At 63.0% G+C, this 20,940-nt stretch carries 25 protein-coding genes; 12 read left to right on the top strand and 13 right to left on the bottom strand.

Annotation, left to right across the window (positions count from 1 at the left end):
• From E5W70_RS21730 to E5W70_RS21720, 3 genes are all read right to left on the bottom strand, one after another.
• The coding region (locus E5W70_RS21730; RefSeq protein WP_292662172.1) for a BatA domain-containing protein at positions 1 to 238 on the bottom strand (238 nt) is incomplete at its 3' end.
• Positions 235 to 1,149, bottom strand: coding sequence for a DUF58 domain-containing protein (locus E5W70_RS21725; RefSeq protein ID WP_292662169.1), 915 nt, complete (start codon positions 1,147 to 1,149; stop codon positions 235 to 237). The genes E5W70_RS21725 and E5W70_RS21730, both read right to left, overlap by 4 nt.
• A complete protein-coding gene (locus E5W70_RS21720) occupies positions 1,149 to 2,153 on the bottom strand; it encodes a MoxR family ATPase (protein ID WP_292662167.1) in 1,005 nt (334 codons plus the stop codon). Before E5W70_RS21720 ends, E5W70_RS21725 begins: the two co-directional genes overlap by 1 nt.
• 144 nt (positions 2,154 to 2,297) lie before the next feature.
• Here E5W70_RS21720 and E5W70_RS21715 point away from each other — a divergent pair, with 144 nt between their 5' ends.
• From E5W70_RS21715 to E5W70_RS21705, 3 genes are read left to right on the top strand one after another with little or no spacing between them, the layout of a single operon-like run.
• A complete protein-coding gene (locus E5W70_RS21715) occupies positions 2,298 to 2,927 on the top strand; it encodes a DUF1285 domain-containing protein (RefSeq protein ID WP_292662179.1) in 630 nt (209 codons plus the stop codon).
• A 13-nt stretch (positions 2,928 to 2,940) separates the two neighbouring features.
• Positions 2,941 to 3,573 (top strand): CoA pyrophosphatase, encoded by a 633-nt coding sequence (locus E5W70_RS21710; protein WP_292662177.1) that lies wholly within the window; start codon positions 2,941 to 2,943, stop codon positions 3,571 to 3,573.
• Positions 3,570 to 4,838, top strand: a complete 1,269-nt coding sequence (locus E5W70_RS21705) for a CCA tRNA nucleotidyltransferase (RefSeq protein WP_292662164.1) — start codon at positions 3,570 to 3,572, stop codon at positions 4,836 to 4,838. Before E5W70_RS21710 ends, E5W70_RS21705 begins: the two co-directional genes overlap by 4 nt.
• Positions 4,839 to 4,841: 3 nt before the next feature.
• On the opposite strand, the gene E5W70_RS21700 is transcribed toward E5W70_RS21705, so the two are convergent.
• The 3 genes from E5W70_RS21700 to hemF all read right to left on the bottom strand — a co-directional run bounded on the left by E5W70_RS21700 (position 4,842) and on the right by hemF (position 6,738).
• Positions 4,842 to 5,027 carry a DUF1059 domain-containing protein gene (locus E5W70_RS21700; protein WP_292662162.1) on the bottom strand — a complete coding sequence of 62 codons (186 nt, stop codon included), beginning with the start codon at positions 5,025 to 5,027 and terminating at the stop codon, positions 4,842 to 4,844.
• Positions 5,028 to 5,303: 276 nt separating this feature from the next.
• Complete coding sequence (locus tag E5W70_RS21695; protein WP_292662160.1) at positions 5,304 to 5,564, bottom strand: DUF1344 domain-containing protein; 261 nt, start codon at positions 5,562 to 5,564, stop codon at positions 5,304 to 5,306.
• A 259-nt stretch (positions 5,565 to 5,823) separates the two neighbouring features.
• Entirely contained in the window at positions 5,824 to 6,738 is a 915-nt protein-coding gene (gene hemF / locus E5W70_RS21690) for an oxygen-dependent coproporphyrinogen oxidase (RefSeq protein ID WP_292662158.1), read from the bottom strand.
• A 105-nt stretch (positions 6,739 to 6,843) separates the two neighbouring features.
• Here hemF and E5W70_RS21685 point away from each other — a divergent pair, with 105 nt between their 5' ends.
• Positions 6,844 to 7,101: a hypothetical protein gene (locus tag E5W70_RS21685; protein WP_023679487.1), complete on the top strand. Its 258-nt coding sequence runs from the start codon at positions 6,844 to 6,846 to the stop codon at positions 7,099 to 7,101.
• On the opposite strand, the gene soxR is transcribed toward E5W70_RS21685, so the two are convergent.
• Entirely contained in the window at positions 7,098 to 7,544 is a 447-nt protein-coding gene (soxR, locus tag E5W70_RS21680; RefSeq protein ID WP_292662151.1) for a redox-sensitive transcriptional activator SoxR, read from the bottom strand. The genes E5W70_RS21685 and soxR overlap by 4 nt on opposite strands.
• 170 nt (positions 7,545 to 7,714) lie before the next feature.
• Positions 7,715 to 8,173 (bottom strand): tRNA (cytidine(34)-2'-O)-methyltransferase, encoded by a 459-nt coding sequence (locus E5W70_RS21675; protein ID WP_292662149.1) that lies wholly within the window; start codon positions 8,171 to 8,173, stop codon positions 7,715 to 7,717.
• A 283-nt stretch (positions 8,174 to 8,456) separates the two neighbouring features.
• Between E5W70_RS21675 and E5W70_RS21670 the strand changes: the two genes are divergently transcribed.
• The 4 genes from E5W70_RS21670 to E5W70_RS21655 all read left to right on the top strand — a co-directional run bounded on the left by E5W70_RS21670 (position 8,457) and on the right by E5W70_RS21655 (position 13,133).
• Complete coding sequence (locus E5W70_RS21670; protein WP_292662147.1) at positions 8,457 to 8,957, top strand: hypothetical protein; 501 nt, start codon at positions 8,457 to 8,459, stop codon at positions 8,955 to 8,957.
• Positions 8,958 to 9,026: 69 nt separating this feature from the next.
• On the top strand, positions 9,027 to 10,916 hold the full coding sequence (locus E5W70_RS21665) for an ABC transporter ATP-binding protein (RefSeq protein ID WP_292662144.1): 1,890 nt from the start codon (positions 9,027 to 9,029) through the stop codon (positions 10,914 to 10,916).
• Positions 10,913 to 12,796, top strand: coding sequence for an ABC transporter ATP-binding protein (locus E5W70_RS21660; RefSeq protein WP_292662142.1), 1,884 nt, complete (start codon positions 10,913 to 10,915; stop codon positions 12,794 to 12,796). The genes E5W70_RS21665 and E5W70_RS21660 overlap by 4 nt, the downstream gene beginning before the upstream one ends.
• A 22-nt stretch (positions 12,797 to 12,818) precedes the next feature.
• Positions 12,819 to 13,133, top strand: a complete 315-nt coding sequence (locus tag E5W70_RS21655; RefSeq protein ID WP_292662139.1) for a DUF6665 family protein — start codon at positions 12,819 to 12,821, stop codon at positions 13,131 to 13,133.
• 27 nt (positions 13,134 to 13,160) lie between these two features.
• Here the strand turns inward: E5W70_RS21655 and E5W70_RS21650 are convergent, their stop codons facing one another.
• Entirely contained in the window at positions 13,161 to 13,445 is a 285-nt protein-coding gene (locus E5W70_RS21650) for a cupin domain-containing protein (RefSeq protein ID WP_292662174.1), read from the bottom strand.
• A 353-nt stretch (positions 13,446 to 13,798) separates the two neighbouring features.
• Here E5W70_RS21650 and petA point away from each other — a divergent pair, with 353 nt between their 5' ends.
• The 4 genes from petA to E5W70_RS21630 all read left to right on the top strand — a co-directional run bounded on the left by petA (position 13,799) and on the right by E5W70_RS21630 (position 17,397).
• Entirely contained in the window at positions 13,799 to 14,359 is a 561-nt protein-coding gene (petA, locus tag E5W70_RS21645; RefSeq protein ID WP_292662137.1) for a ubiquinol-cytochrome c reductase iron-sulfur subunit, read from the top strand.
• 16 nt (positions 14,360 to 14,375) lie between these two features.
• Complete coding sequence (locus E5W70_RS21640) at positions 14,376 to 15,677, top strand: cytochrome b N-terminal domain-containing protein (protein ID WP_292662135.1); 1,302 nt, start codon at positions 14,376 to 14,378, stop codon at positions 15,675 to 15,677.
• A gap of 89 nt (positions 15,678 to 15,766) precedes the next feature.
• Positions 15,767 to 16,639, top strand: a complete 873-nt coding sequence (locus tag E5W70_RS21635) for a cytochrome c1 (protein ID WP_292662132.1) — start codon at positions 15,767 to 15,769, stop codon at positions 16,637 to 16,639.
• Positions 16,640 to 16,851: 212 nt separating this feature from the next.
• Positions 16,852 to 17,397 carry an adenine phosphoribosyltransferase gene (locus E5W70_RS21630; RefSeq protein ID WP_254819181.1) on the top strand — a complete coding sequence of 182 codons (546 nt, stop codon included), beginning with the start codon at positions 16,852 to 16,854 and terminating at the stop codon, positions 17,395 to 17,397.
• A gap of 47 nt (positions 17,398 to 17,444) precedes the next feature.
• Here E5W70_RS21630 and E5W70_RS21625 read toward each other — a convergent pair whose 3' ends face one another.
• From E5W70_RS21625 to ychF, 4 genes are all read right to left on the bottom strand, one after another.
• Entirely contained in the window at positions 17,445 to 17,915 is a 471-nt protein-coding gene (locus E5W70_RS21625) for a MaoC family dehydratase (protein WP_292662127.1), read from the bottom strand.
• On the bottom strand, positions 17,912 to 18,373 hold the full coding sequence (locus tag E5W70_RS21620; protein ID WP_292662124.1) for a MaoC family dehydratase: 462 nt from the start codon (positions 18,371 to 18,373) through the stop codon (positions 17,912 to 17,914). Before E5W70_RS21620 ends, E5W70_RS21625 begins: the two co-directional genes overlap by 4 nt.
• 135 nt (positions 18,374 to 18,508) lie before the next feature.
• Positions 18,509 to 19,483 carry a magnesium/cobalt transporter CorA gene (corA, locus tag E5W70_RS21615; RefSeq protein ID WP_292662122.1) on the bottom strand — a complete coding sequence of 325 codons (975 nt, stop codon included), beginning with the start codon at positions 19,481 to 19,483 and terminating at the stop codon, positions 18,509 to 18,511.
• A gap of 216 nt (positions 19,484 to 19,699) precedes the next feature.
• Positions 19,700 to 20,803 (bottom strand): redox-regulated ATPase YchF, encoded by a 1,104-nt coding sequence (gene ychF, locus E5W70_RS21610; RefSeq protein ID WP_292662119.1) that lies wholly within the window; start codon positions 20,801 to 20,803, stop codon positions 19,700 to 19,702.
• Positions 20,804 to 20,940 lie beyond the last annotated feature (137 nt).

Here is a 20,940-nt window from a genome sequence, read left to right as displayed (position 1 = left end):
GTTCGGCAAGTGCTGCCACGATAAGCGCGGCCATCAGCAGCCTGAGCAGCGTCAGCCACCAAGGGCTCTGCTGCGGCGTTTCTTCGCGCCTCAACACACGGGCGAGAATCCTGAGCGGCGGAAACACTTCGGTTTGCGGCCTGGGCGGGGTCAGCCGCAGAAGCCACCAGATCACCGGCAGCGCCAGCAGGCCCCACAGCACCATCGGCGCCCCGAAAGAGAGCGGCAGCCAACTCATGCGCGGGCCCTCCCGGCAAAGCTGCCCTCGGCGGTCATCGCCATATGGATGCGCACCAGCGCCTCGGAGGCAAGGCGATCGGTATGATTGACGGTAAAGCTCCAGCCAAGCCGTTTGCACCAGGCGGCCAGTTCCTGGCGGCGGGCGGCATAAAGCAGGCGATATTCCTCGCCCAGCATTTCGGCGCGGCCGGCGGTCAGCTTGTCGCCGGTCTCTGGATCGGTGAATTCGGTGCGCCCGGCATAGGGAAAGCTTTCCTCGGCCGGATCGGCGACCTCGATCAGATGTGCGCGCACGCCGTGGCGGGCGAGCACATCCAGCCAAGCCATGGTGTCCTCGACCGGGTCGAGGAAATCGCTGACGAGGACGATGTCGCAGAAGCGGCGAATGCCGGACAGGTCGGGCTTTGCCGGCAGGTCGGCGGCGTGCATCAGTTGCGCCGCGATGCGCTCGGCGCCATTGCGGGCGGTGAACGGGTCGGTCAGGCCCGGCCAGGCAATGCGCTCGCCGCTGCGCGACAAAAGCTCGGCCATGGCCAGCGCCAGCACCAGGGCGCGCGATTCCTTGGAAACGCTGGCTCCGGTCGATTTGTAGAGCATGGAGGGCGAGGGGTCGGCCCACAGCCACACCGTATGGGCGGCCTCCCATTCACGGTCGCGGACATAGGTGTGGTCGTCGCGAGCGGAACGGCGCCAGTCAATGCGCGAGGAATCGCCTTCGACATAGGGCCGGAACTGCCAGAAATTCTCGCCGATGCCGCGCTTGCGGCGGCCATGCCAGCCGGCAATTACCGTGTTGACGATGCGGCGCGCCTCGACCAGCAGGTCCGGCACCAACGAAGCCCGCAACCGGCCTCTGGCGAGCGCATCGCGCGTCGCTGCCGGTGCATGCGCTTCACCGATGCGCGCCATCAAATCCCTTTCGCGAGCTTCGCCACAACATCGCGAACCGTGGTGCCCTCGGCGCGGGCGGCGAAGGTCAGCGCCATGCGGTGCTGCAGCACCGGCTCGGCCAGCGCGCGGACGTCGTCGACCGACGGCGCCAACCGGCCGTCATAGAGGGCGCGGGCGCGGGCGCACAGCGTCAGCGCCTGACTGGCGCGCGGGCCCGGGCCCCACGCGACGTGCTTGTCGGTATCGGCGTTGCCCTGGCCGGGACGGGCCGAGCGCACCAGCTTCAGGATCGCCTCGACGACGCTTTCCGGCACCGGCATGCGGCGGATGAGCGTCTGGATGTCCTTCAGCCGCGCCGGCTGCAGCACGTTTTCAGCCTTGGCATCCTCGATACCGGTGGTTTCCAGCAGGATGCGGCGCTCCGCCTCGATCTCGGGGTAGAGGATGTCGACCTGCATCAGGAAGCGGTCGAGCTGCGCTTCCGGCAGCGGATAGGTGCCTTCCTGCTCCAGCGGGTTCTGCGTCGCCAGAACGTGGAACGGTGACGGCAAGTCATGGCGCACGCCGGCAATGGTGACGTGGTATTCCTGCATCGACTGCAGCAGCGCCGACTGGGTACGCGGCGAGGCGCGGTTGATCTCGTCGGCCATCAGCAGTTGCGCAAAGATCGGCCCGGAAATGAAGCGGAACGAACGCTTGCCGAATTCATCCTGCTCCATCACCTCTGAGCCGAGAATGTCGGATGGCATCAGGTCGGGCGTGAACTGGATGCGGCGCGAATCGAGGCCGAGCACGATGCCCAGGGTTTCGACCAGCTTGGTCTTGGCAAGGCCGGGCACGCCGACCAGCAGTGCATGGCCGCCGGCCAGCAATGCGACGAGCGTGCGCTCGACGACGCTTTCCTGGCCGAAAATGACCCGGCCGACGCCGTCGCGGACCCTCGAAATGTCGGCCAGCGCCTTCTCGGCCTGCGCCACCATGTCTTTTTCGCTGATCGGGCTTTCCTTGATCATAACGCTCATGCAGCATCGATCCTTCTGGTTGGAAATACCGCTTGGCACCTTGGGTGCCGCAGAATGCCGCGATTCGGCCTCGCATGCGCCTGCAATGAACTTAAATCACAGACTTAGGCTGACAAGCGGAACAACAGTGACTATTTCGTGACCATGACAGAAGCCGCCGACCATCGTGAAGAGAGCCTGACGGCCGCGACCGAGGCGCGCGGGCTGGAAGCGCTGGTCTCGCGCGCGACGCGCGCCGGCAAGGGGCAGGCGCCGGTGGAACGCTGGAATCCGGCATTTTGCGGCGATCTCGACATGGAAATCAAGCAGGACGGCACCTGGTTCTATCTGGGAACACCGATTGGCCGGATGCCGCTGGTGCAGCTTTTTTCCTCGGTGCTGCGCAAGGACGAGGACGGTAGGACCTACCTGGTGACGCCGGTGGAAAAGGTCGGGATCCGCGTCGCCGACGCGCCCTTCATTGCCGTCGAGATGGACGTGTCGGGCGCCGGCGACGGACAAATCATCACTTTTCGCACCAATGTCGGCGACGTGGTCGAGGCTGGGGCGGCGCACCCGCTGCGCTTCGTCGATGAGGACGAGACAGGTGGCCTGAAGCCCTACGTGCTGGTGCGCGGGCGGCTGGAGGCGCTGGTGGCACGGCCGGTGATGTACGAGCTGGTCGAGCACGGCGAAGAGATCGACGTCGGTGGCAAGACGATGTTTGCCGTCCGTTCCAAAGGCGAGGTCTATCCCATCATGCCGGCTGAGAAACTGAAACGGCTGAGCGCATGATGGACCGCCTATGATGGATCAGGTGACGCCGCTGCCGTTTTCCGCTGCCGGGTTTCGCCAGCGCGTCGCGGCGCAGCCGCTGGCGCATGCCGGCGACGATTTTGGCGACCACCGCTTCAATCCGGGCCATCCCAGGCTGAAGCTGGCCAACGCGCTGCGCGATGCCGCCGTGCTGATCCCGGTGGTCGATCATGGCCATGAAGCCACGGTCCTTTTGACCAGGCGGGCGGAAAAGCTGCGCAACCATTCGGGGCAGGTGGCTTTCCCCGGCGGAACCATCGATCCAACCGATGCGAGCCCGGAAGCGGCGGCGTTGCGCGAGACGTTCGAAGAGATCGGTCTCGATAGGGATTACATCGAGATCATCGGCCGTCTGCCGGACTACGTCTCCGGCAGCGGCTATCGCATCGCCCCGGTGCTCGGGATTGTGCGGCCCGGTTTCAGCCTGACGCTGAATTCCGACGAGGTCGATACCGTCTTCGAGGTGCCGCTGGGCTTTCTGATGGAGCCCGCCAACCACACCAGAGACAGTCGCATGTGGAACGACCTCGAATGGTTCTTTTACGAGATGCCCTATGGCGGCCAGCGCATCTGGGGCGTCACCGCGGGCATCATCCGCACCCTCTATGAAAGGCTCTATTCGTGAGCAATCCGGTGTCGATTGCTGGCAAGGCCGGCTGGCTCGGCGAACCCCACCTGCAGCGCCTGCTCGCCGCGCTCACCGACGGCGGCGAGGAGGCGCGTGTCGCCGGCGGTGCGGTGCGCAATGCGCTTATCGGCCAACCGGTTGCCGACATCGACATCGCCACCACCACAGTGCCCGAGGAAACCATCCGGCGCGCCGAGGCGGCAGGCTTCAAGACGGTACCGACCGGCATTGAGCATGGCACAGTCACCGCGGTCGCCCACGGCAAGGCCTATGAGGTCACCACGCTGCGTGCCGATATCGAAACCGACGGCCGGCGCGCCAAAGTGTCGTTCGGCCGCGACTGGAAAGCCGACGCTGAGCGGCGCGATTTCACCATCAATGCACTCTATGCCGAAGCCGATGGAACGGTCGTCGATCTGGTCGGCGGTATCGCCGATATCGAAGCGCGGCGGCTGCGCTTCATCGGCGATCCGGAAGCGCGTATCCGCGAGGATTATCTGCGCATCCTGCGTTTCTTCCGTTTCTTCGCCTGGTATGGCGACGGCAGGCCGGATGCCGAAGGATTGAAGGCTTCCGCCCGGCTGAAGCAGGGGCTCGACCAGCTCTCGGTCGAGCGTGTCTGGTGGGAATTGAAGAAATTGCTGTCAGCGCCAGATCCGTCGCGGGCGCTGCTGTGGATGCGCCAGGCCGGCGTTCTGACCGCCGTTTTGCCGGAAAGCGAGAAATGGGGCATCGATGCGATCCATGGGCTGATCAAGACCGAGAAGGATCTGGCCTGGGCGCCGGACCCGCTGCTCAGGCTGGAAGCCATCGTGCCGCCGGATGCCGCGCGCATGAAAACGCTTGCCGAGAGATTGAGGCTTTCCGTGAGCGAGGCAAGCCGCCTGCGGCATTGGGCGATCACGGCTGCCGTCGATCCGAAAACGACCGAAGGAGAGTTGGCGAAAAGGCTTTATTTTGGCGACCGCCAAGGCTTTGTCGATCGGTTGCGGCTGTCGCTCGCTTCCGCTCGTGCTCGCGCGGTCGAAGACAATGACGCACTGCTCGAAGCCGGCGGCTTCTCGCGCTTGCTTGCCTTCGCCGCAAAATGGCAAAACCCTGTTTTTCCGGTCAAGGGCGCCGATCTGACGACACTTGGCGCATCACCGGGGCCGAAGCTTGGTGCAACGTTGAAGAATCTCGAAAAGGAATGGGTCGAGTCCGGTTTTGCGCTTGATCGCGGCGCGCTGCTCAAGCGCGCCGCAGAGGCACTCGAATCCTAACCGTCACGCTGCGTCGCGAGCCTTTTCGATGCGCGAGCGGATCGCCTCGATCATCGTCTCGCGGATCACCGTCTCGCCATGCGTCTCGCGCAGATGCTCGACGGCACGGCGCATGACCTCAGCCTCCTCCTCGGCGCGTGTGTGCCACTCGCAGCCGGGTACGAGCGACCCGCAATGGAATTCCTTCATTTGGCTTCTCCTCATCTCCTCCTTGGAGCGCCGCAGCGCACTGACACGGAAGCTCCAGACCTTTGATTGCGCGATCCGGAAACCGGGTCCGGTATCCGGCTACACGCTGGCCAGCTAAGCATAACACGATCGAACGGTTTTGGTTGCCCTACGCCGCGCGTGCAAGCCGACACGCGGCCCTCTAGTGATCAGGGTGCGAAAAAGGCGGAGCATCGCTGCTCCGCCCTCTTACGCTACCCAGGACGCAAGACCTCGTCTTGCTTCAGCGGGCAGGCATCAGTTCACGATCTTGACTGCCTCGGCAATTTTGTCCTTGCCGCTCATATCCCACGTGACGCGAACCTTTTCGCCGACCTTCAGGCCAGGATCCTTGAAGGTCTGGGGCAACGTAAAGGTGGCTCCGTTATCCAGAACCAGGCTCATCGCCGTTCCATCAAAGCTTTTGATCGTGCCGGTGGTGTGCTTGACCGCAGCGAATGCGGCAGTACCAGAGGCGAGAACGGCAGCGGCGGCTGCAGTCATAATAAGCTTGCGCATGGCATGCTCTCCTGGAAAATGCGGGCACCCCGCTTGGGAAAGGTGCCCCATTCAATCATGGGCCGTCCGGTCACGTCGGGTCGCGGCGCTCGGGAGTAAAGAACCGCCGGCGTTTCCCGGCCCGACGCGACAAATAGCCCAATCTTTTCAATAGAATATTAGACGAAAAAGATATTTTCTGGCGCGCGTTGCGCCACATTCGCCGTCAAATTCTGGGGATTTGGACCCGATTGCGGCTCACGTTGCGCTCACCGAGATTTTACGGCCATTTCACCTCAGGCGGCAGGCTGGACAGGATCGACGCGACATTGCCGCCGGTCTTCAGCCCGAAGATGGTGCCGCGATCGTGAAGCAAGTTGAATTCGACATAGCGGCCGCGACGGATGAGCTGCTCGTCACGGTCGCCATCGGTCCAGTTATCATTGAAGTTGGCGCGCACTAGATGTCCGTAGACGACGAGAAAAGATCGCCCAACGTCCTGGACGAAGTTGAAATCGGCGTCCCAGCCGCCTTTGTCCTCGCCCGAATGCAGCCAGTCGAAGAAGATACCGCCGGTGCCGCGTGGCTCGTCGCGGTGCGGCAGATAGAAGTACTCGTCGCACCAAGCCTTGAATTTCGCGTAGTCGGCGATCGCCGCGCTCTTCTCGCAGGCAAATTGCATCGCCCTGTGGAAGGCGATCGTGTCGGGGTCGTCCTGGCTGCGGCGGCGGTCGAGCACCGGTGTCAGGTCGGCGCCGCCCCCGAACCACTGGCGCGAGGTGACGACCATGCGCGTGTTCATATGCACGGCCGGCACGTTGGGGTTCCACGGATGGGCGATCAGCGAAATGCCGCTCGCCCAGAAGGACGGGTCCTCTTCGGCGCCCGGCATCTGCTTCCTGAATTCGGGCGAGAACTCGCCATGGACGGTCGAGGTGTGGACGCCGACCTTCTCGAAGACGCGGCCGTGCATCATCGACATGATGCCGCCGCCGCCCTTGCCGGCATCGCGTTGCCACGGCGTCTTTTCGAAGCGACCGGGCGACCAGCTGGCCTGCGGCCCCTGCAGGTCCTGCTCGATCTGCTCGAAGCTGGCGCAGATGCGCTCGCGCAACGTCTCGAACCACAGCCGTGCCTTCATCTTCTTCTGTTCGATGTCGGCTGGCAGCCCCGCCGGTATCTCGGGTCGTTGCAAATCCTGTCTCCGGTTGCGGGGCGTACCCCGACAAATGACTCGTCTTTTCCGGCCGCGATCCCTAATCTCTTAGGTGCAAGGGTCAAGTGTGAATGGAGTTCTTTCGTGCGCACCCCGGCAAGACCGCCGCTGGATGGCCTGAAGAAGAGGCTCGACCGTTCACGCGCCGAGAACGCGCGCATGCCGCGCGACGGATTTCTGCGCGAGACCTTCGTGCTGCCGCGCTCCGACGCTCGTCTCAAGGCGAAGGAATGGTTCGAGCGCTTTCCCAAGCAGGCCTATTGGACCGAGATCGAGAGCTGGTTCGAGCGGCCGGGCGACGTCATCGAATTCACCATCAGGCGGCTGCCGGCGGCGGATTAACGCTCGATCAGCAAACGTCTCGCTCCCGGCCCCCGGGTGCTCAGCCGGTCGCCCTTGTTCCTCAGCGGGCATTTGTCGATCGACATGCAGCCGCAGCCGATGCAGTCGGTCAGCCCATCGCGCAGCTTCTTGAGCTGACTAATCTTCTGGTCGAGCTCGTCGCGCCAAGCCGTCGAAAGCAGGTTCCAATCCTCGCGCGTCGGCGTTCGGCCTTCGGGCAATGATCGAAGTGCGGCGCCGATCTCGGCCAGCGAAATGCCGACCTCCTGCGCTACCTTGATGATCGCCACACGTCGCAGCACGTCGCGGCCGTAACGCCGTTGGTTGCCTGATGTGCGGTGGCTGCGGATCAGCCCGCGTGCTTCGTAGAAATGCAGCGCCGACACCGCCACGCCGCTGCGCGTGGCCACCTGGCCGACTGTTAATTCCGTTGCCGCAGCCATCTCCGATTTTCCGCTTGACCTCAAGTTAAGTTGAGCTTGTAGCGAAGAAGCCTCGAAGATGCAAACGGCAGGAGAAGGCGATGTGCCTCTGGATGAGAATGACCGGAGAGGACGCAGTGTTGCGTGAGGACGACGCCTTGATCGCTGCGGCCGGCGATCACGTACACATCCTAGCGGAGCTGCCGGATCGCCTCGGCCGCCACCATCGCAACGGAAAGCGCGACGTTGATGCTGCGCGCGCCGGGCTGCATCGGGATGGTCAGGCGCGCATCCGCCGTCTCGTGGACGGCATCCGGCACGCCTGCGGATTCGCGGCCGAACAGGAGAATGTCATCGGTGGCGAAGACGAAATCCGTGTAGGCGACAGCGGCTTTGGTCGACAGCAGCACCAGCCGCCGCTTGCCAAGTTTGCGCCAGTCCTCGAAGGCGTGCCAGTCGACATGCCGGGTGAGCGCCGCCATTTCGAGGTAGTCCATTCCGGCCCGTTTCAGCGCCCGGTCACTGAGCGGGAAGCCCGCCGGTTCGACGATGTCGACGCCGAGACCGAGGCAAGTGGCGAAGCGCAGGATTGTCCCGGTGTTGCCGGCGATATCAGGCTGGTAGAGCGCGATGCGGAGACGGTCGTTCATTTCCGCGTCTTTCTAATAAGTGGCAGATCAGCCACAGAGCTCTCGCGCTTTTGGAAATTCCTAGACTGGCGGGTGGTCATTTTCTGCGAAGTCGGTTATACGCCGGTCATTGTCAACCCGAACCGATGGAGGGGTAATTCATGATGGCCGTGTACATCCACCACCTCTCTCGTGGGCTTACCAGCCCGACGGCGGTTTCGGTACGACGATTCTCCTGACTTTCTAGACTTCAATCGCACCGATTCCCGCCGAAGCCTTTTTCGGCCTTTGAAGGAATCCTGCGATGTTTTTCAAGCTGTGGAAGCGGCTGAACGCCCCACCTGAACACGCTTCGATCGATGCCACCTTTGCCGCGCCGCGCATGCCCGCGGCCTGGGTTGGTTCACCCTTCTACCTGCATCTTCAACTGGAGGACGGACCGATGTTCGATCCCAGTAGAATACCCGGCTCAAGAAGCCTGCACGAGCGCAAGACTGCGACCTGGGCGCTTTTGATCGGCGAGACCTACTCGTCAGCGGTTCACGCCGAGACCCGCCAGCGTCCGCATCGCGGCATGCTGCCGGACGTCGATTTCTCGCGCGCCGTTCCGGACCATAGCCGGCCGTCGCTGGTGCGCCGGATCATCAGGCTGATCCCGGCCTGGTGCAAAAACCGGCGCGAAAATCCGGATCGTCAAAACGCCGTCAGCATCGTCAAACGAGACTGTCGGCGAAAGGCCCGCGACAACCTATATAGCGCGAAGCAGGACCGGCGAGGCGGACGATTCCGTATCGCCGGTCCTTGACGCCATGCGGTCTGGGCACCTCGTCCGTTCCCGTGCCGCGTGAGCGGAACCAATATTGTGAGCATCACTATGTTTAGCTGGTTTGAAAAAAGGCTCGATCCGTTCCCTGCCAAGGAGCCGGTCGAGCCGCCAAGGACACTGATCGCCTTCTGCGTGCATCATACGCGCGGCGCGTGGCCCTACATCGCTCTCGATGCGGTACTGGTGACGGCCATCGCCCTTGCCGAGGTATGGATGTTCGGCTTCATGGGCCGGATCGTCGACTGGCTGTCGGCGCAGAATCGCGAGACGTTCCTGCAGACCGAGAGCTTGAAGCTGGCCGGCATGGCCTTCATCGTGGTTTTCGCGCTGCCGGCGACGGTCTGGTTCCATTCGCTGCTCAACCAGCAGACGCTGATGGGCAACTATCCGATGCGTATCCGCTGGCAGGTGCATCGCTATCTGCTCAAGCAGTCGATGAGCTTCTATCAGGACGAGTTCGCCGGACGCATCGCGACCAAGCTGATGCAGACGGCGCTCGCGGTGCGCGAATGCGTCATCAAGCTCATCGACGTCCTCAATTATATCGTCGTCTATTTTCTTGGCATGCTGTTCATCGTCGGCTCGGCAGACTGGCGGCTGGCTGCGCCGCTTGCCGTCTGGCTTGCCGGCTATGTCCTGCTGTTGCGCTATTTCATCCCGCGGCTGGGCAAGGTCGGCGAGGAGCAGGCCAATGCGCGCTCAACCATGACCGGCCGGGTCGTCGACAGCTACTCCAACATCCAGACGGTCAAGCTGTTCTCGCATGCGCGGCGCGAGACATCCTTCGCCAAGGACGGTATGGCCGGCTTTCTCGACACGGTTTACCGATCGATGCGGTTGGTGACGCAGCTCTACGGCCTGCTCTACGTCCTGAATTCGCTGCTGTTGTTTTCGGTCACCGCAATCTCGCTATGGCTGTGGCTCGGTCAAGCCGTGACGATCGGCGCGGTCGCCCTGGTCATCGGCCTCGTGCTTCGGCTCTGGGGCATGTCGCAATGGATCATGTGGGAGATGTCCACGCTGTTCGAGAATATCGGCACGGTGCAGGACGGCATCGCCTCGATCTCGCTGCCGCGCCTCGTCGAAGACCGGCCTGGCGCCGAGGATATTGCCGTGACCAAGGGGGAGATTCGTTTTGAGGACATCCGCTTCCACTACGGCAAGCAGAAGGGCGTGATCGAAAGCCTGTCGCTGACGGTGAAGCCGGGCGAGAAGGTCGGCATCGTCGGCCGTTCGGGTGCCGGCAAGTCGACGCTGGTCAATCTTCTGTTGCGCTTCTACGACCTCGAAAGCGGCAAGATCCTGATCGACGGCCAGGACATCGCGGCGGTGGCGCAGGACTCGCTGCGCGCCCAGATCGGCATGGTCACGCAAGACACCTCGCTGCTGCATCGCTCGGTACGCGAGAATATCCTCTATGGCCGGCCGGACGCCAGCAACGAGATGCTGATCGAGGCGGCGCGGCGCGCCGAGGCGCTGGATTTCATTGCCGGATTGTCGGATTCGAGCGGTCGTAAGGGTTTCGACGCGCATGTCGGCGATCGCGGCGTCAAATTGTCCGGCGGCCAGCGGCAACGCATTGCCATTGCCCGCGTCATGCTGAAGGACGCGCCGATTCTCATTCTCGACGAGGCGACGTCCGCGCTCGATTCCGAGGCCGAGGCGGCCATCCAGGAGAACCTCTACAAGCTCATGCAAGGCAAGACCGTCATCGCCATTGCCCACCGGCTGTCGACGATCGCAGCCATGGACCGCCTCGTCGTCATGGACAAGGGCCGCGTCATCGAGGAAGGTTCGCATGAGGAACTCGTTGCCAAAGGCGGGCTCTACGCCCAGCTCTGGCAACGCCAGTCGGGCGGCTTCCTGCTCGACGACGGCCCCTCTGCCAACGATGCAGCCGCCAACGATGCACTCGCCAAGGGTGAAGCCGCCGAATGATGACTGCCATCTACCGCTGGTTCGAGAACTGGGTCTATCCATTCCGGGAGCCCGCGGACCTTCGGCCACCTGCCGGCGTCAGGGGTTTCCTCTGGCACTATGTCGGGCAGGCGAAGATCGCCTTCTTCGCCATGCTGGTGATCGGCGGCATCGCGCCGCTGGTAGAAGCCGGATTGTTCTATTTCGTCGGGCGGCTGGTCGACATCCTCGACCAGCTTCCCGGCGAACGCAGCTGGCACGCGCTGTGGACTGCTGCCGGCCCGGAACTTGTCTTCATGATTGCCGTGGTGCTGGTCATCCGCACCATCGTCGTCGGCCTGTCGGCGCTGGTTGACGAGCAGACGATCACGCCGGGTTTCTACAATCTGGTGCGCTGGCAGGCGCATCGCCATGTCTCGCGCCAATCCTACGCCTTCTTCCAGAACGATTTTGCCGGACGTATCGCGACCAAGGTCTGGCAGGCGGGACAGGCGACCGGCGATCTGATGGAAAGCTTCATCGAGGTCGTCTGGTTCATGGTCGTCTATACGGTGACGACGCTGGCGCTGGTCGCCGGGCTCGACCTCCGACTGGCGGTGCTGGTGGTGATCTGGATTACCGCCTTCGGCCTGCTGGCTAGACGCTATGTGCCGGCGATCCGCAAGCATGCCGAAGCCACCGCCGAAGCCGGCTCGATGATCACCGGCCGCATCGTCGATTCCTATTCGAACGTGCAGACGCTGAAGCTGTTCTCGGCCGATGGCGACGACCGCTATATCAGGAACGGCTTCGACATCTATCTCGACGCGCTGCGCCCGTTCACCCGCCGGCTGACCGGCGTGCGCATGGCGCTGACGATGCTGTCGGGCATCATGATCACGGCGATCGCCTGCTTTGCCGTTTATCTCTGGGTCGAGGGCTCGATCACGGTCGGCGCCGTCGCCTTCACGCTGTCGTTGGTGTTGCGGCTGAACATGCTGCTCGGTCGACTGATGATGCAGCTCAACAGCATATTGCGGAACCTCGGCGTGCTGGAAAACTCCAAGGCGCTGATCTCGCAGCCGCTCGGCCTGACCGATGCACCGGACGCGAAAGAGCTTGTCATCGGCGGCGGCCGCATCGACGTAAGCAACGTCGAGTTCCACTACGGCAAGGGGTTCGGCGTGCTCAACGGCATCGACTTGGTGGTGCGGTCGGGCGAAAAGGTCGGGCTGGTCGGACCGTCCGGCGCCGGCAAGACGACCTTGGTCAATCTGATCCTGCGCCTCTACGATCTCGAGAGCGGCAAGATCACCATTGACGGGCAGGACGTTGCCAGGGTCACGCAGAACTCGCTGCGCGCCAATATCGGCGTTGTTAGCCAGGATACGGCACTTTTCCACCGCTCGCTGCGCGACAACATCAAGCTCGGCATGCCGGAAGCGACCGACGCCGAGGTGGTCGCGGCAGCGGAGAAGGCCGAGGCGCACGAGTTCATCCTCGGTCTGCGCGACAATCGCGATCGTATTGGCTATGAGGCCTATGTCGGCGAGCGCGGCGTCAAGCTCTCCGGCGGCCAGCGCCAGCGCGTGGCGATCGCCCGCGTCTTCCTCAAGGATGCACCGATCCTGGTGCTCGATGAGGCGACCTCGGCGCTCGATTCCGACATCGAGGCGGCGATCCAGGAAAATCTGGCAAGGCTGATGGAAGGCAAGACGGTCATCGCCATCGCGCATCGGCTGTCGACCATTGCGGCACTCGACCGGCTGGTGGTGCTCGACGAGGGCCGCATCGTCGAGCAAGGCACGCATGACGAGCTGGTCGGGCTCGACGGGCTCTATGCAAGGCTGTGGAAGCGGCAGTCCGGCGGCTTCCTGTTCAACGAGGAGCGCGCGCTGGCCGAGACCCGGCCGGCGGAGTAGTTTCTAAAAACCGGAGTAGACCATGGCGGTGAGAATGCCATCGAATTTTGGACGGTCCGGCGCGCAGGAGAGCGCGTTGGACCTGCTTGGCCATGAAATCCTCGGCGAGAAGGCGGCCGCGCTCGGCCGCGCCGGCCGGCGCGTCGAGGAAACATTGACGAGGGTGCGCGAGAATTGCGACAGCGACGATCGAGCCCGGCTGCTCAGGGATGCAGCCGAAGCGGTGCACGGGTATTTCATCCAGCGCGAACTCTGCGGCCTGCGCAAGCACGACGCGGTGATCCGGGAATACAACATTCCCAAGGCCGTGCTGGCCAGGCTCGGCGCCAGCGCATGATCCGAACCGGAACTGGTTTGGGAAGCGTTATTCCAGCCACTCGGTGATGAAGCTGCCGTTCTCGTGTATGTCGGTGGTTTCCAGCGGGCCTGGCCCGAGATTGGTGAATTTGTGCGGCGTGTTCGGCGGTACGACCAGGATCTGGCCGGCTGTGGCCTCGATCTGCCGGTCGCCGACGGTGAACAGACCGGTCCCGGTCCGGATGATAAAAATCTCGCAATAGGGATGGCTGTGCAGCCTGGGGCCACGGCCGATCTCGGGCAGGTAGTTGAAGATCAGGCAGCTGCGGGAGCCGTAAGCTCCGCCTTGCAGCTCGCCCTACCAGTGGTCGGGCCAGCGGTCGGGCGCTTCGGCCCATTTGTCGCGGTCTATGACATGCGCCATAGGCCGAGGATAAACCGGGCCAGCGCCAGCTGTCGAGGCGAACGCAGCCATTTGGTTTTGCTGCTGTTTTCCAATCGTTCCGCCGTGCGAATTACGCCCCCGCGACAATCTGCCCTTATGCCTTCACCCGTCTGGACAAAAACAGGCTTCACGCATAAACCCAAGTCCCAAATGCCGGAGGAATTCGCTAGCCTGCTCGCCATGCGCTGTCGGGCCGGCGCGATTGAGCGGGGAACAAGGCTCGGCCGCCGGCACGGAAGAGGCGAAAGGATCAGGCACCCGTGAGCGCAACCGACACCCAGGATCCCAACCGTCGTGATTTTCTCTACATCGCCACCGGCATGGCCGCAGTGGTCGGCGCGGGCGCCGTTGCCTGGCCGTTCATCGACCAGATGCGCCCGGATGCCTCGACGCTGGCCCTCGCCTCGGTCGAGGTCGACGTCTCTTCGCTGACGCCGGGAATGTCGCTCGTCGTGAAGTGGCGCGGCAGGCCGGTGGTCGTGCGCAACCGCACCGAAAAAGAGATGAAGGACGGCGAGGCGGTCAATCTCGCCGAGCTCAAGGATCCAATCGCCCGCAACGCCAACCTGCCGGCCGACGCGCCGGCAACCGACGCCAACCGAACCACGCCGGGCAAGGAAGCCTGGATGGTGATGGTCCAGGTCTGCACCCATCTCGGCTGCATCCCGCTCGGCCAGGAAGGCGATTTCGGCGGCTGGTTCTGCCCATGCCACGGTTCCGTATACGATACTGCCGGCCGCATCCGGAAGGGGCCGGCGCCGGAGAACATGGCGGTACCGGTGTTCCAGTTCATTTCCGACACCAAGATCCGTATCGGCTGAGGCAAGGGATATTTCCATGAGCGAGGGACACTCGACCTATACGCCAAAGACCGGCATCGGACGCTGGTTCGATTCGCGCATGCCGCTGCCGCGGCTGGTCTATGACAGCTTCATCGCCTATCCGGTGCCGCGCAATCTAAACTATGCCTGGACCTTCGGCGGCATCCTCGCGCTTATGCTGGCGGCGCAGATCCTGACCGGTATCGTGCTGGCGATGCATTACGCAGCCGACAGCACTCTCGCCTTCGATTCGGTCGAGAAGATCATGCGCGACGTGAATTCGGGCTGGCTGCTGCGCTACCTGCATTCGAACGGCGCGTCGTTCTTCTTCATCGCCGTCTACATCCATATCTTCCGCGGGCTCTACTACGGCTCCTACAAGGCGCCGCGCGAGTTGCTGTGGATCCTCGGCTGCATCATCTACCTGCTGATGATGGCGACCGGGTTCATGGGCTATGTGCTGCCCTGGGGACAGATGTCGTTCTGGGGCGCCACCGTCATCACCGGCTTCTTCACCGCCATCCCGCTGGTCGGCGACTGGATCCAGCAACTTTTGCTCGGCGGATTCGCGGTCGACAATCCGACGCTGAACCGCTTCTTTGCGCTGCATTACCTGTTGCCGTTCATGATTGCCGGCGTCGTCGTGCTGCACATCTGGGCGCTTCACGTTGTCGGCCAAAACAATCCGACCGGCATAGAGGTCAAATCGAAGACCGACACGCTCGCCTTCACGCCTTACGCGACCATTAAGGATGGGTTCGGCATGATCGTGTTCCTGCTCGTCTTCGCCTATTTCGTGTTCTACCTGCCGAACTATCTCGGCCATCCGGACAATTACACCGTGGCCAACCCGCTGAAGACGCCGGCGCACATCGTGCCGGAATGGTACTTCCTGCCGTTCTATGCGATCCTGCGCGCCATCACCTTCAATATCGGGCCGATCAACTCCAAACTTGGCGGCGTGCTCTGCCTTTTCGGGGCGATCGTCATGCTGTTCCTGGTGCCGTGGCTCGACACCTCAAAGGTGCGCTCGGCGGTCTACCGGCCCTGGTATAAGCTCTTCTTCTGGCTGTTCGTAGCCGACTCCATCCTGCTGGGCTGGCTGGGTTCGCAGCCGGCCGAGGGCAGCTATGTGTTCATGGCGCAGATGGCGACGCTGTTCTACTTCGCCTTCTTCCTGGTAGCGCTGCCGGTGCTCGGGCTGATCGAAAAGCCGCGGCGGCTGCCGAATTCGATCACCGAGGCGGTGCTCGAGAAGAACAAGGGCGGCGGTGGACATCCTGCCGGCGCCACGGCCGCGCCGGAAACCAAGGGCTGAGCATGATTCCGAAAAGTGGAAACCGGTACTCGGACAAGGTCATGCTCGAGACGGTGACAGCGCGTCAGAGAATCTCAAGGGGATTTGGCATGAAGAAGATTCTCACCTCGCTGGCGCTGCTTGGCCTTGTGGCCGCGGGCATTGGGGTTGCGGGCACTGGAGCCAACGCGCAGGAAGAGGCGCACAATGAGGCGGCGCCGACGCATTTCCCGATACACGAACCGAAGGAAATGGATTGGAGCTTCGCCGGGCCTTTCGGCACCTATGACAAGGCGCAGCTGCAGCGCGGGCTGAAGGTCTATAAGGAAGTCTGCTCGGCCTGCCATTCGATGAATTTGGTGGCGTTCCGTACTCTGGAGGGCCTTGGCTATTCGGATGCGCAGATCAAGACGCTGGCGGCCGAATATACGATCCATGACGGACCGAACGATGCCGGCGACATGTTCGATCGTCCCGGCAAGCCGTCCGACCATTTCCCGGCGCCATTCCCCAATGCGGAAGCGGCGGCGGCGGCAAATGGCGGCGCAGCACCGCCCGACATGTCGCTGTTGGCCAAGGCGCGCGGCATCGAGCGCGGCTTCCCGCGCTTCGTCTTCGATATCTTTACCCAGTATGCCCAGGGCGGTCCCGACTACATCCACTCACTGCTGACCGGCTACGACCAACAACCGCCGGCGGGCATGGTCATACCGGAAGGTACGCACTACAATCCGTACTTCCTGTCCGGCGTGTCGCTGAAGATGCCGAAGCCGCTCTCCGACGGCCAGGTTACCTACGATGACGGCGCGCCGCAGACGGTCGATCAATATTCGCGGGACGTGTCGGCCTTCCTCATGTGGGCGGCCGAGCCACACCTCGAGGACCGTAAGAAGACCGGCTTTCGCGTACTGGTCTTCCTGCTGCTGTTCGGTGCGCTGGTCTATCTGACCAAGCGCAAGGTGTGGGCCGGCGTGGCGCACTGAACCCGCGATATACGAGAATGCGAGGGCGTCGAAAGGCGCCCTTTTCATTGCAGGCATGTCGATTCATCGCTGCCGGCGCAGAGCAGGCCCTTTGCCGGACAATTTTCCGTCAGGCGTCACATGGCGGTAGCCGGACTTAGCTGCACCGGGTTACGATTGGCCAATTCCTTTCACGTCTTCAGCCGAATCTGAATGGCCCGGAGAGCCGCTTGATGAAATCCTCGCTCGAAGAGACGCTGCTTGCCGCGATCCGCACCATTCCGGATTATCCCAAGCCGGGCATCCTGTTTCGCGATATCACCACGCTGCTCGGCAATGCGCGGGCCTTCCGCCGCGCCATTGACGAACTGGTGCATCCCTATGCCGGCCTGAAGATCGACAAGATCGCCGGCATCGAGGCGCGCGGCTTCATCCTCGGCGGCGCCATCGCCCACCAGCTCTCGGCCGGCTTCGTGCCGATCCGCAAGAAGGGCAAGCTGCCTTACGAGACAGTGCGCGTCGCCTACAGCCTGGAATACGGGCTGGACGAGATGGAGATGCACAAGGACGGTGTTTCTCCAGGCGAGAAGGTAATCCTCGTCGACGATTTGATCGCCACCGGCGGCACGGCCGAGGCGGCCGTCAAGCTATTGCGGCAGATCGGTGCCGACATCCTCGCCGCCTGCTTCGTCATCGACCTGCCGGACCTTGGCGGCCGAGAGAGGTTAGAGGCGCTCGGCGTGCCGGTGAGGACGCTGATCGGGTTTGAGGGGCATTGAGCGTTTCTTCCTTCTCCCCTTGCTGTGGGAGAAGGGAAGAACTCCGCTCACCCCACCCTCACCAGCACGGCACTTTCGAATTCGATGACCTTGTCGCCCGTCGAATCGAAGGCCTCTGAGCGGAGCGTCAGCAGCCGCCAGCCCGGTCGCGAGGCAATGGGGCGATGGGCCAGCGCGGTGCGGGTGAAAGTCACGGTTTCCCCGGCATAGACAGGTTTGGGCCATTTGAGGTTCTTGAAGCCGGGCGAGGGGCCGAATTCCGGCACCGGCCCAGGGCCGGGCCAGCGGGCGACCTCTGCCTCCATGCCAGCCTCGAGGTTCAATTTCATCCAGGTGGCGGCGGTGTGCCAGCCCGAGGCGCAGAGCCCGCCGAATATGCTGTTCCTCGCCGCCTCTTCGTCGATATGGAATATCTGCGGGTCGTATTTGCGGGCGAACGCCTTGATCGCCTCCGGTTCGAATCGATGCGAACCGAGCGTGACGGTGATACCGATGCAGAAGAATTCGTCGAGGCTCACGCACTGCCCTCGCGGGTGAGGAACATAACGGTGTTTTCGAGCTCGAAAACACCTTCGCCGCGCTGGTTGAACAACTCGCTGCGCATGGTCACCAGGCCAAGCCGGGGTTTCGATCTGGACAGGCGCATGGCAAGGACGGTGGTGCTGCCGCTCAACAGGTCGCCGGCCAGGACCGGCCGTTTCCATTTGACCTGGTCGACGCCCGGCGCGCCCTGGGAGGTCGAATCGAGCAGGAAGGCATCGCACAGCATGCGCATGAACATGGCGCAGGTGTGCCAGCCCGAAGCCGCCAGCCCGCCGAGAATGCTGGCCTGGCCCGCGGCCTCGTCGAGATGCATCGGCTGGGCATCGAATTCGCCGGCGAATTCTATGATTTCGGCGGCACTTACCAGCTTGGTGCCGAGATCGAGCGAAGCGCCCTCGACAAAATCCTCATAAGCCCAGGTCTTTGCGGTCATGGTCTGGAAATCCGGTTCAGGATTGTACGATCGCTACGGGTCCGGGTCCCGGATGCAGGCAGGGCGGCATTTGGTCAAGCAATTTCTACTGCGCCAGCCCCCTGCGCCCAAGCCGCAGCGGAGGTATTGATGACCCTATAGCCAGCCGCGGCGGCGGAAATACCAGAAGGGCAGGATTGCCGAAAGCACCATCATGCCGATGGCGAAGGGATAGCCAAAGTGCCATTTGAGCTCGGGAATGATATCGAAATTCATGCCGTAGATCGAAGCGACAAGCGTCGGCGGCAGGAAGATGACAGCGGCGACGGAGAAGATCTTGATGATGGCGTTCTGCTCGATCGAGATCATGCCGAGCGTCGCGTCGAGCAGGAAGCTGATCTTCTGCGACAGGAACGTGGCGTGGTCGGCGAGCGACAGCACGTCGCGCGACAAGGTCTTGATGCGGGCGCGGGTATCCTTGCTCATCTTGGTTTGCGTGGAGGCATGGGCGAGAAAGCCGGCAAGGCGCTGCAGCGAGATCAGGCTGTCGCGGATCGAGGAGGCGAGGTCCTCCTTGCGGCCAATGCCTTTCAACAGCTCCTGGAAGTCGCGGTTGCGCTTGGAAACCTTGGTCGAGCGTGCCTCGAAGATGTCGCGCGAGATCGCCTCGACGTCGCGGCCGGCGCGCTCCAGAATGTCGGCGAGGCGGTCGACGATCGCCTCCAGCAGTCCGATCAGGATGGTGTCGCCGCTGGTGCAACCGGTCGCCACCTTCTCGGCGCGTAGCGGAAAGGTCTTGAACGCCTTCGGTTCGTGGTACCGCACGGTGATCAGCCTGTTGCCGGCGAGCACGAAGGTAACCGGCGACATCAACGGATCGTCCACCTCGGTCTGCGCAGGCAGAATGGCGGTCATGAAGTAGGCGCCGTCCTCGACGTAGAGACGGCTCGAGATCTCGATCTCTTCCATCTCTTCGCGGGTCGGAACGGCGATGCCGAGCCAGGTCTCGATTGTCGTCTCTTCTTCCTTTGTCGGGTTGAAGAGGTCGACCCAGACGACAGTGTCGCTGTTTTGCAGGAGATCGTCGACCAGGCGCAGGCGATCATTGTCGACGACGAAGGCCTTGATCATCGCCGGGTCTCCCTTGCTGTTGCCAAAGAGCGTTCGTTTGGAGGGGGCGCGTCAGTCAGATCGCACGGACACGGGCAGGCGAGGCGCGAGGCCGGTGCAGAGGCCCCTTAGACCCAGCACGACGGCCCGTCAAGCAGCGCAAGAGGCACTGCGACACCCCTGCTTTGAAGTTTGTCATCGAGCGACGGCAATGGTGACCATTGGGCTCCCGCGCGGTCAGGTGTTGAACTTGAACAGCATGATGTCGCCGTCCTGGACGACATACTCCTTGCCTTCGTCGCGCGCCTTGCCGGCCTCCTTGGCCGCCACTTCGCCGCCCAGCCTGACGAAGTCGTCATAAGCGATGGTCTGGGCGCGGATGAAGCCGCGCTCGAAATCGGTGTGGATGACGCCTGCCGCCTGCGGCGCCTTGGCGCCCTTGTGCACGGTCCAGGCGCGCGTCTCCTTGGGCCCGACGGTAAAGTAGGTGATGAGCTGGAGCAGCTCGTAGCCGGCCCGGATCACCTTGTTCAGGCCCGGCTCGTCGAGCCCAAGCGAGGAGAGGAATTCCATCTCCTCTTCGTCCGAGAGCTGGGCGACCTCGGCTTCGATCGCCGCTGAAATCACGACGGTGCGGGCGCCTTGCGCGGCGGCCATCTTCTCGACCGCCCTGGTATGCGCGTTGCCGGTAGCGGCATCGGCTTCCGCGACGTTGCAGACATAGAGCACGGGGTGAGACGTCAACAGGTTCAGCCCCTGCAGGATGCGCAGGTCCTCGGCCGAGATGCCGTTGAGCAGGATACGGGCGGGCTTGCCGGCCTGCAGCAGTTCAAGCGCCGCTTCCATCATCGGAAGTACGGTCGCTGCTTCCTTGTCCTTGCCGGCGGCACGCTTGCGGATCTGCACAATGCGGCGCTCGAGGCTGTCGAGGTCGGCAAGCATCAATTCGGTTTCGACGGTCTCGGCATCGGCGACAGGATCGATGTGGCCCTCGACATGGGTGATGTCGTCATCCTCGAAGCAGCGCAGCACATGGACGATGGCGTCGACCTCACGGATATTGGCGAGGAATTGGTTGCCAAGCCCTTCGCCTTTCGAGGCGCCACGCACCAGGCCGGCAATGTCGACGAACGAGATGCGGGTCGGGATGATCTCCTTCGACTTGCCGATCACGGCGATCTTCTGCAGGCGCGGGTCGGGTACCGCCACCTCGCCGGTATTCGGTTCGATGGTGCAGAACGGATAATTGGCGGCCTGCGCCGCCGCCGTCCTGGTCAGCGCATTGAAGAGCGTCGACTTGCCGACATTGGGCAAGCCAACGATGCCACATTTGAAACCCATTTTTGTCTGGTCCTATCGGGAAATCGAAATTTGATCAGGGCTATGGGCGAAAGCGCCGATGATCGTCAAGCCCTGAGCGCTCATGCCCGCGGCGTTGACGGCGTCATGGCTCAGTCCTTGCCGCCAAAGAGCTTCTT

The sequence above is a fragment of the Mesorhizobium sp. genome, assembly GCF_005063415.1.
Classification (GTDB): Bacteria; Pseudomonadota; Alphaproteobacteria; order Rhizobiales; family Rhizobiaceae; genus Mesorhizobium.
This window is presented reverse-complemented; position numbering and strand designations above follow the sequence as displayed.

Excerpts from the sequence above, each read along its gene's own strand:
- E5W70_RS21710 (WP_292662177.1), top strand. The coding sequence starts at position 2,941 with ATGGATCAGGTGACGCCGCTGCCGTTTTCCGCTGCCGGGTTTCGCCAG.
- E5W70_RS21695 (WP_292662160.1), bottom strand. The coding sequence starts at position 5,564 with ATGCGCAAGCTTATTATGACTGCAGCCGCCGCTGCCGTTCTCGCCTCT.
- E5W70_RS21675 (WP_292662149.1), bottom strand. The coding sequence starts at position 8,173 with ATGAACGACCGTCTCCGCATCGCGCTCTACCAGCCTGATATCGCCGGC.
- E5W70_RS21635 (WP_292662132.1), top strand. The coding sequence starts at position 15,767 with ATGAAGAAGATTCTCACCTCGCTGGCGCTGCTTGGCCTTGTGGCCGCG.
- E5W70_RS21620 (WP_292662124.1), bottom strand. The coding sequence starts at position 18,373 with ATGACCGCAAAGACCTGGGCTTATGAGGATTTTGTCGAGGGCGCTTCG.
- E5W70_RS21725 (WP_292662169.1), bottom strand. The coding sequence starts at position 1,149 with ATGGCGCGCATCGGTGAAGCGCATGCACCGGCAGCGACGCGCGATGCG.
- E5W70_RS21630 (WP_254819181.1), top strand. The coding sequence starts at position 16,852 with ATGAAATCCTCGCTCGAAGAGACGCTGCTTGCCGCGATCCGCACCATT.
- corA (WP_292662122.1), bottom strand. The coding sequence starts at position 19,483 with ATGATCAAGGCCTTCGTCGTCGACAATGATCGCCTGCGCCTGGTCGAC.
- E5W70_RS21640 (WP_292662135.1), top strand. The coding sequence starts at position 14,376 with ATGAGCGAGGGACACTCGACCTATACGCCAAAGACCGGCATCGGACGC.
- E5W70_RS21720 (WP_292662167.1), bottom strand. The coding sequence starts at position 2,153 with ATGAGCGTTATGATCAAGGAAAGCCCGATCAGCGAAAAAGACATGGTG.
- E5W70_RS21715 (WP_292662179.1), top strand. The coding sequence starts at position 2,298 with ATGACAGAAGCCGCCGACCATCGTGAAGAGAGCCTGACGGCCGCGACC.
- E5W70_RS21700 (WP_292662162.1), bottom strand. The coding sequence starts at position 5,027 with ATGAAGGAATTCCATTGCGGGTCGCTCGTACCCGGCTGCGAGTGGCAC.
- E5W70_RS21670 (WP_292662147.1), top strand. The coding sequence starts at position 8,457 with ATGTTTTTCAAGCTGTGGAAGCGGCTGAACGCCCCACCTGAACACGCT.
- E5W70_RS21665 (WP_292662144.1), top strand. The coding sequence starts at position 9,027 with ATGTTTAGCTGGTTTGAAAAAAGGCTCGATCCGTTCCCTGCCAAGGAG.
- soxR (WP_292662151.1), bottom strand. The coding sequence starts at position 7,544 with ATGGCTGCGGCAACGGAATTAACAGTCGGCCAGGTGGCCACGCGCAGC.
- E5W70_RS21660 (WP_292662142.1), top strand. The coding sequence starts at position 10,913 with ATGATGACTGCCATCTACCGCTGGTTCGAGAACTGGGTCTATCCATTC.
- E5W70_RS21655 (WP_292662139.1), top strand. The coding sequence starts at position 12,819 with ATGGCGGTGAGAATGCCATCGAATTTTGGACGGTCCGGCGCGCAGGAG.
- ychF (WP_292662119.1), bottom strand. The coding sequence starts at position 20,803 with ATGGGTTTCAAATGTGGCATCGTTGGCTTGCCCAATGTCGGCAAGTCG.